Below are 8,116 nucleotides of genomic sequence, written 5' to 3'. Positions count from 1 at the left end.
TAAGACGATTCCCTTTCATTCCATGCACCCGTACCATTTACGCCTCCACATCCGGATAGCTTTTGGGCTTTGACTTGTTTGGCAGTCTTACCCTGTAAGAGTACGCCTGATGGTATTCGTGTTCCTCGGGTCAGAATTTTGCCTCCAGCTTCCTTCAGATTCCACTTCACAATGGACACCCTTGCTCTTGGCTAATGGTTGGTCGCTATCTACCCCCATAGCGGACTTTCGCCGCCTAGCGAATCGTCATGCGCGGCGCACCAAAAATGAGGACTTCTGTACGAAGTCCTCATTTTAAGTGGGTGAATTATTTTACCAAAACAATAATCACAAAATAGATGGCCATCGCAGCCAAACCAATCGGAAACGCAAAACGCGCATATTCTTTACTGGTGATTTTTAACTTCCCGGCAGCAATGATATTCGGAATATTTCCCGGGATTAACATGCCGCCGCTGATTAAAAGACCCATTAAAATATCTTTAACGGTTTCATCACCCATCGCCGGACTGATTTCTGCCGCGGCAAGTGTGGCATTGTCCAGTACAGCAGAAACCATGTTTATCCAATACAGAACAAGCGGGCTGAGATCCAGCAAATACGCTTCAATAAACGGTTCAAATCCGGCGCCAAGAAAAGTCAGCGCCATGACAAACAAATAAATCTTTAAGCCGCGGATTAAAATTTCCCTGTAGGATTCTGATAATGAAGAAGCTTCAGCTGTTAAGCCGCCATCTTCCACGGATTGCTTTTCCAGTTCTTTTCCTGCTGCCGCTTCCAGACGGCCGAGCGAATGCTGTCCGGGTTTCACCATGAAAGCAGCGATTACCCCAAAAATGATGACTGCCGGAATCACGGAAGTACCAACCAACTTCAATAAATAAAAGAAGTCTTCATTCAATTTGCTCACGACAATTGTGGACAGCGGCTCCCCAATCGGTGTGAGCACGGCGCCCAAACCTATTGCAAAACAAGCAAGCACAACCAATCGGATTTCCGTCTTCCGGTCAAGCCGTAAAATGCTGATCACTGCAACCAGGACAATAGCGGCAACGATTGCGGTGATGATACTTGAAAGGAGCCCGAGGACCACTACAAATAATCCAATAAACAATCGGTACGGCATCGCATTGCTGATCCAGACAATTCCTTTTTCAATTGGTTTCTCAAACCACCGGAACAAGAGCCCGGCAATCAGTACAGCTATCGTAATGCTTAACGGGTGTATCAAAGCTTCCTTCACAAGATGCCAGGAAAAAGACTGGCTGACAATCACAGCCGCAATCCCCATCACAAACAAAAACACTTCAATGTTCCGCTCGACAAATTTTGTAAACGGCAGGAACAGCACCAGCAATAAAATGATTGATAATCCAATGACCATTAAACCACTCCTTCGTTAATTTTTTTCTGGAATTAAAAAAGCCTGCCACCGTGGGACATACGTATCCCTTGGTGACAGGCTCCTCCAAAAAAGACAATCTATTAAATTACTTTTGGTTTTCGAATGTATATTGTAATTTTAACATATATCCGGTGTGAATGCAAATTTTCAATATTAAAATGGCGGAAAACATTTAAAACTTTTCAGCCGGCATCATTACCGCACCCTCCCCTGCTTCCTTCCTTACGTTTAAATTTTTCACAGGAACTTTAGCATCAGTGAACAAGAAAAGAAGTCCGCCGATCAAAAGTAAAATACCCGAAATATAGAACCCCACTTCTATTTTCCCGGTTACTTCTGCCATAAATCCTGTAATATACGGGGCAAATATCGAGGAAAGCATACCGGCAAAATTGAAAATGCTATACGCTCTGGCGTACATATTTGCCGGTGTTTGATCAGCAATATACGAAATCAAAACCGGATCAAGTGCCAGTTTCCCGATTAAACCGTAAATCACCAAACCGGCCAGCATAAACGAATAATTATCCGTATACGGAATGATAAACTGACAGGCCGTGCCCAGTATGGCAAGCAATAGAATCATAAACTTTTTGTTTTTGATCCGGTCTGACAAATAGCCGAACAATATCGCGCCCGGTATGGAGGCCCAGGGGACGAGAGAAGCGATAATCCCTGTTTTCGACCCATCAATGCCCCTTTCTGTTTGCAAATAATAAGGAAGCCAGGTTATCATGCTGAAAAAACCGTATAAGGAACAGAAAATCAGAATATAAGTGAAAATATGGTTTTTCGTGAACAGCAATTTTAAATCCGATTTTTCAGGCTGGCTGTTCACAAATCCGGGTGCGTCCTGCCCGCCACGTTCATCTTTGATGAAAAGCCCGATCAGGATGGCGACAATAACCGTAAGCGCGCCAAATACGTAAAAGGAAAACTGCCAATCTTTATGTAATGTAAATGTAAAATAACTAGAAGCCATAAATCCAAGCGATATGCCAACAGCCATTCCGCTGTTAATTGCTGCAGAGGAAATGCCACGGTATTTTTTTGAGATATAACTGGAAGAAATGCCGTATTGAGGCCCGTAATAAGTTCCCTCCCCGATTCCTGTGAGTGCACGGATGAATAAAAACACCATCAGGCCAGGCGCCATTCCACTAAGCAATGTCCCGATCCCGAATAAAACGTAACCGGCAACGAGAACTTTCACCCTGCCAAACTTGTCCGCAATAAAGCCGGCCGGGATCTGCATGGCGGCATATGCAATAAAAAACACAGTAGACATCAGACCCAATTCGCTTTTGGTTAAATTCCAGTCATCTTGAATGAGTCCCATTACCGGAGACAAAATATTTCGATCTGCATACATAAAGGCCCAGCCAAGTGCAAATAAGATAATTAAAACTGCAGGATGCTTCGTTTTCATGAACATTCTCCTTTTTGATGTTATATTTTATAACATAAATCTTAAAAAATTTTTATATTTCTTCATTTTTTATTATTTAATGTTATTAAACATCACATCGCAAGGGCGTGTCAATGGATTTTCTTTCAATTCGGAACCTTTATCCGCCATTTTTTATACCTTATTACCGTTCGCTTGAAGAATTTTCTTACGATATGGCTGGAAAAAAAGAAGATAGAGAACAATTTGATAATCCTTTATTTCAGTAAACGGATTCAATTATATAAAATGCAGTTTTGTATGAAAAATAAAATGCCAAGAAAAATTGTCGCGTCGTTTAATTATCTTATTTTACGCAAAAAAGCAGCTCCAAAAGACCGGTTCCGGACTTTTGGAGCTGCTTTTTAAAAATCGTGACAAGGGCATATTACCGGAATCTAAAGAACCGGGTATGCCTGATGAATGTAAAATCAGTTTTATTTAGAAGCTTTCGTTTTACTTTTCTGATACAAATACTGTCCTAAAAGCATCTTTGTAATATGTGTGAACATGTCGCCGCGTGTGACGAGTTCATTGGTAAAAACACCGATTGCGCCTTCCTTTTTGCGGACATTTTCTTTTTTTGCATACTCTTCCATCACCGGGCCCAGTTCTTCTCCCGCCCGCAATCGTCCGGCAATTTCATCCGGGAGCGGGATTCTTGCGCCGCCTGCGACGAATGGCTCTCTTCCTTCTGCAGCCAGCGCGCCCCAGTTGCACAGGAACAAGCCCTGCGGTGTCTCAACTACACCACCTTCAAGACCGATCCCGATATCCGCATTTTGTTCAGCAAGCACTGCCTTCGAACGGTTGACGGCCCCTGCAAGTGTTTCTTCATCGGAAAACGGCTGTTCCTTTACGCCGGACGCAACGCCTGCTGCGACAAATTCGACTTCCTGCCTGTCAAGCACTTCAAAGGCTTTCCGGACAGCCGACACTTTCGCCGGATTGGTTGAACCAATTGCAACTATCAAACCTTTCACCCCAATATGTCTGGCTTTTCCGTTTAAAAAACTGGATAGCAGCTACTTTTTACTTGGCACGGATTGCATCCACTGTTGACCGGTCGCATGCCTGCACCAATTTCACGATCAAGGCCTTGGCTGCCGCATAGTCATCGACATGAAGGATTGCGGCATGTGTATGGATATAGCGGGCGCAAACCCCGATCACGGCACTCGGTACCCCTTCATTAGAGGTATGAACACGGCCGGCATCTGTCCCGCCATTCGGGGCCACGAAATGCTGGTAGCGGATATCATTGCTCTCAGCTGTGTCGAGAACAAACTCACGCATGCCTTTATGTGTCACCATCGTCCGGTCGTAAATCCGCAGCAATGCACCTTTTCCAAGCTGCCCGAATTGTTCTTTATCGCCGGACGCATCATTGGCGGGACTGGCATCGAGGGCAAAGAAAATATCCGGCTGAATCATATTCGCTGCTGTCTGTGCACCGCGCGTCCCGACTTCCTCCATAACCGTAGCGCCCGAATAAAGCGTGTTCGGAAGTTTTACACCCTGCAGTTCTTTTAACAATTCGATGGAGAGGCCGCAGCCATAACGGTTATCCCAGGCTTTGGCGAGAATTTTCTTTTGATTGGCCATTGGGGTGAACGGGCAGACCGGCAAGATGGGCTGGCCCGGGCGAATCCCGATTTTTTCAGCATCTTCGCGGTTATCAGCACCGATATCAATCAGCATATTTTTAATGTCCATCGGTTTGGATTTCTGATTTTCATCCAATAAATGCGGCGGAATTGAACCAACAACGCCGATGACAGGACCATTATCCGTATAAATTTGTACGCGTTGGGCCAGCAGCACCTGGCTCCACCAGCCCCCAAGCGTTTGAAAGCGGATCATGCCATTTTCAGTAATGGATGTAACCATGAATCCGACTTCATCCATATGCCCTGCCACCATCACGGCCGGCCCGTCTTCCTGATCACGTCTTACGCCAAAGACGCTGCCGAGATTATCTTGTATGAGTTCATCCGAATATTTTTGCAGCTCCTGCTTCATAAACTGGCGGACGGCCGACTCATTACCCGGTGCGCCTGGCAGTTCAGTCAGCGTTTTAAATAAATCGAGCGTTTCTTGTTCCATGCTTTTAGCTCCTTTATGTTCCTGCATTTTATCTTATGTACAAGTTTTATTTTACCTAACGGGCGGTTTCCTTGCCAGATTTTCACCTGATTTTGTAATTTTGTAAGTGAATTCATTTTCGGACAGGGCCCGAAAGTATATAATAAGAGACAGTAATGCTTTAAGTCTAACCGATTTACAGGAAAGGAAGAACAGACATGAATTGGAAAACATTTGTGACAGGGATTGCAGTTGGAGCGGCTGCGGGGTACGCGATGAATGAAGCGGTACACCGGGCAGTTACAGCTTCCCCTGAAAGCGTACTTGCGAAAGTCAAAAAAGCATTTAAAGAAAATGGCCCGATTGACGGCTCGTGGATCCAGATGACAGAAGAAGATTATGAAAAATACCCGTTTAAATCCAAAGTTTACCGCGGTGGCATTTCGCTGACCGAAGATGGAGAAAAAAAACAGTATGAATTTATCGCCGATACCAAAACCGGCATCGTACTGGATGTGTATCCGATTTAAGGACAAGTAGCGCGTTTGCGTTTAAGGGACGCAGGAATAGGATGCATACCATATTGCTGGCTGAATATTGTTGGGGTGACATGGGGCTGATGAACGCCATTTTATTGCCCTGAATTTTATTGAAATGGCTTTCACGGGCCTGATGAATGCTATTTTGTTGCTTGCATTTCGTTAAGATAGCTTTCACAGGCCTGATGAACGCCATTTTGCTGCTTGAATTATGCTGCAGTGGCGTTCATCGGACCCATGAACACTGTTTCAAAGCAAAAATACTGCCCAAATAGCTTTCATAAGTACAATGAACGCTATTTGGCCGCTTGCTTTTCGTTGAAATAGCTTTCATAAGCCTGATGAACGCTACTTTGCCGCTTGCATTTCGTTGAGGTAGCTTTCATAGGCCTGATGAACGCCATTTTGCTGCTTGAATTATCCCGAAACAGCGTTCATGGATCCGGTTTTTTATGCCCTTTTCACCTTTTCCACAATATTTCCTTCCCCATCCCATTTGAGCGCGCGGTATATCGCATCGTGGTAGAAAATGAACCAGGCGTCTTCCTGTATTGCTTTGTCAATCCATTTTTGTTTTTGGTAAATCGAGGTCATTGGATAATCATCATAGGCCATTACCCAAAGCGGATTGCGGTGCGCATGGGTCGGAAGCAGGTCGGCCATATGGACCCATTTCTCCCCGCCTGATTCGGCTGTGACAATCGCATGGCCGTCGCTGTGCCCGCCGGTATGGATCATGCGGATCGCCCCTTCAATTGTAATTTCTTCTGTAAATATTTCCACCTGATCCTGCACCGCTTCCCAATTTTCTTTCCAGTACGTGCTTTTGGAACGGATATTCGGGTGGCGCATTTCTTCCCATTCGATTTCCGAGGTGTAGATCACCGCATTTGGAAACGCCGATACAAAGCCATCCCCTTTTGGCACTGTGAGCCCGCAGGCATGGTCGAAATGGAGATGCGTCATCAAAACGATATCAATGTCATTCCGCGTCAAGCCGAACTCCTGCAAAGATGCGTCGATCTGCGACTCTTCCGTCACCCCGTAATTGCGTTTTTGTTTTTCGGACAGCTTCCCGTTTCCGATTCCGGATTCAATCAGAATATTTTTCCCGTTCCATTGAAAAAAAATCGGGTCGGTACGCAGTTCAATTTGGTTTTTTTCATTATATGGGTATTTTTTTGTCCAAAGCGGCTTCGGCACTACGCCGAACATACAACCGCCGTCCAGATGCGTCACCCCGCCGTTTAACCAGTAAAGCGTCATATCTCCAATTTTAATCTGTTCCATTTCTTTCCCTCCCGTATTATGTAATCGCTTCCTATTTAATCTATTCGCCATTCTGTTTGATTTTCCTTTTTTCCAAAAACCAAAAAGCGCTTTTGCGATGCGTCTTTCATCCTGCATCGCAAAAGCGCCCATGACGTACGGGCCCTTCTTTTATTTATCCGGCATGCTGCACGGCTTTCCTGCCTGCTTCTTCCGGTATTGGACTTCACAACGGTAAATGCGCTGGCCTTTTAAAGAAAATTTTTCTTCGTATTCTGTCATGACATTGCCTTCATAATCGCTGTGATGCAGGTCAAGGCTTACATATTTTAGCAGGAGCCCGTAAGCCGAGAAACTTTTCAGCGAGTATTCAAACAGACCCTGGTTGTCTGTTTTGAAATGGATTTCGCCTTCGTCCTCTAAAATGCTTTCGTACAGTTTTAAAAAGCTGCGGTATGTTAAGCGCCGCTTTTCATGGCGCTTTTTCGGCCACGGATCAGAGAAATTCAAATAGATCCGGGCAACATCGTTTTTCGCAAAAAACGCCGCAAGCCTGATGCCGTCCACATTTAAAAGCTTAACGTTATCCAGTTCCTGTTCAATACATTTATCCAAAGCCGACACAATGACGCTTGGCTGTTTTTCAATGCCAATGTAGTTGATATCCGGATTTTGTTTTGCCATCCCCGTGATAAACTTTCCTTTGCCCGTGCCGATTTCAATATGCAGCGGCTTGTCGTTTCCAAACAGTTGCTGCCATTTTCCGCGCCATTTTTCCGGCTCCTGGACAACATATTGGGGATATTGCTTTAATTTATCTTCTGCCCAAGGCTTATTCCTTAGTCTCATGTCAGCACCTCAAATGAAAAAAGCTTTCTTTCGTTTTGTATAAATACGAGTGAAAATCAAACAATATAGTTGTATGAAGGAAAGAATGGAGCCCGGTATCTTTATGAAACGGGGCGAAAAAATGATGGGATCCTTCATACGAAACGGCAAACAGACCGGAAAACATGATCAATCAAAACAAATGCATATTCAAAGTGAAGGATGTGTTCCGTTTGGCACTCACTCATCGTGACCAGCTGACTTTATTAACCGATATTTTAGATGACCACCAAACTGATTGCTGCGGATCCGTTTCAGAATGTGAACAATTGGAGAGACTGGTTAAATCGCTGCTTGTCAATCCGGCTGTCCAGGAAGAGATGAAACAAACGTTGACAAATGTTTACGGGTACAGCCAGGCGGGGAAAAATGCCCAGCATTTAGATGACCATATCGAAGCGCACCAAAACCAATTATCTGAATGGGTTGACCAGCTTAATGCTTATTAGCCAGGAAAATAAGAAGAGGAATCGCTCTCGGGCG

The 8,116-nt window shown here is 44.7% G+C and carries 8 protein-coding genes; 2 read left to right on the top strand and 6 right to left on the bottom strand.

Features of this window, described 5'->3' with window-relative positions:
• Positions 1–307: 307 nt before the first annotated feature.
• The 4 genes from C232_RS0110850 to C232_RS0110820 form a co-directional block, all read right to left on the bottom strand.
• Positions 308–1,384, bottom strand: coding sequence for a DUF1646 family protein (locus C232_RS0110850; protein ID WP_018664044.1), 1,077 nt, complete (start codon positions 1,382–1,384; stop codon positions 308–310).
• Positions 1,385–1,577: 193 nt separating this feature from the next.
• Positions 1,578–2,834, bottom strand: coding sequence for an MFS transporter (locus tag C232_RS18550; protein WP_018664043.1), 1,257 nt, complete (start codon positions 2,832–2,834; stop codon positions 1,578–1,580).
• Between the two features lie 455 nt (positions 2,835–3,289).
• Entirely contained in the window at positions 3,290–3,826 is a 537-nt protein-coding gene (locus C232_RS0110825; RefSeq protein WP_018664041.1) for a DUF84 family protein, read from the bottom strand.
• Between the two features lie 58 nt (positions 3,827–3,884).
• The gene (locus C232_RS0110820; protein WP_018664040.1) at positions 3,885–4,958 is read right to left on the bottom strand and encodes a M42 family metallopeptidase; all 1,074 of its coding nucleotides are present in this window, start codon (positions 4,956–4,958) and stop codon (positions 3,885–3,887) included.
• Between the two features lie 197 nt (positions 4,959–5,155).
• Between C232_RS0110820 and C232_RS0110815 the strand changes: the two genes are divergently transcribed.
• Positions 5,156–5,467, top strand: coding sequence for a propeptide PepSY amd peptidase M4 (locus C232_RS0110815; protein ID WP_018664039.1), 312 nt, complete (start codon positions 5,156–5,158; stop codon positions 5,465–5,467).
• A 459-nt stretch (positions 5,468–5,926) separates the two neighbouring features.
• On the opposite strand, the gene C232_RS0110810 is transcribed toward C232_RS0110815, so the two are convergent.
• Positions 5,927–6,766 carry a YtnP family quorum-quenching lactonase gene (locus tag C232_RS0110810; protein ID WP_026314580.1) on the bottom strand — a complete coding sequence of 280 codons (840 nt, stop codon included), beginning with the start codon at positions 6,764–6,766 and terminating at the stop codon, positions 5,927–5,929.
• A 150-nt stretch (positions 6,767–6,916) separates the two neighbouring features.
• Positions 6,917–7,594 carry a tRNA (guanosine(46)-N7)-methyltransferase TrmB gene (trmB, locus tag C232_RS0110805; RefSeq protein ID WP_018664037.1) on the bottom strand — a complete coding sequence of 226 codons (678 nt, stop codon included), beginning with the start codon at positions 7,592–7,594 and terminating at the stop codon, positions 6,917–6,919.
• Between the two features lie 212 nt (positions 7,595–7,806).
• Here trmB and C232_RS0110800 point away from each other — a divergent pair, with 212 nt between their 5' ends.
• The gene (locus tag C232_RS0110800; protein WP_018664036.1) at positions 7,807–8,082 is read left to right on the top strand and encodes a YtzH-like family protein; all 276 of its coding nucleotides are present in this window, start codon (positions 7,807–7,809) and stop codon (positions 8,080–8,082) included.
• Positions 8,083–8,116 lie beyond the last annotated feature (34 nt).

The sequence above is a fragment of the Heyndrickxia acidiproducens DSM 23148 genome, assembly GCF_000374345.1.
Lineage (GTDB): Bacteria > Bacillota > Bacilli > Bacillales > Bacillaceae_C > Weizmannia > Weizmannia acidiproducens.
Note: the sequence above shows the minus strand (reverse complement) of the source record. Positions and strands in the feature narration are given on the sequence as shown.

Bases quoted from the DNA above. Each gene is read 5' to 3' on its own strand.
- C232_RS0110850 (WP_018664044.1), bottom strand. From the start codon at position 1,384: ATGGTCATTGGATTATCAATCATTTTATTGCTGGTGCTGTTCCTGCCG.
- C232_RS18550 (WP_018664043.1), bottom strand. From the start codon at position 2,834: ATGAAAACGAAGCATCCTGCAGTTTTAATTATCTTATTTGCACTTGGC.
- C232_RS0110820 (WP_018664040.1), bottom strand. From the start codon at position 4,958: ATGGAACAAGAAACGCTCGATTTATTTAAAACGCTGACTGAACTGCCA.
- C232_RS0110815 (WP_018664039.1), top strand. From the start codon at position 5,156: ATGAATTGGAAAACATTTGTGACAGGGATTGCAGTTGGAGCGGCTGCG.
- C232_RS0110810 (WP_026314580.1), bottom strand. From the start codon at position 6,766: ATGGAACAGATTAAAATTGGAGATATGACGCTTTACTGGTTAAACGGC.
- trmB (WP_018664037.1), bottom strand. From the start codon at position 7,594: ATGAGACTAAGGAATAAGCCTTGGGCAGAAGATAAATTAAAGCAATAT.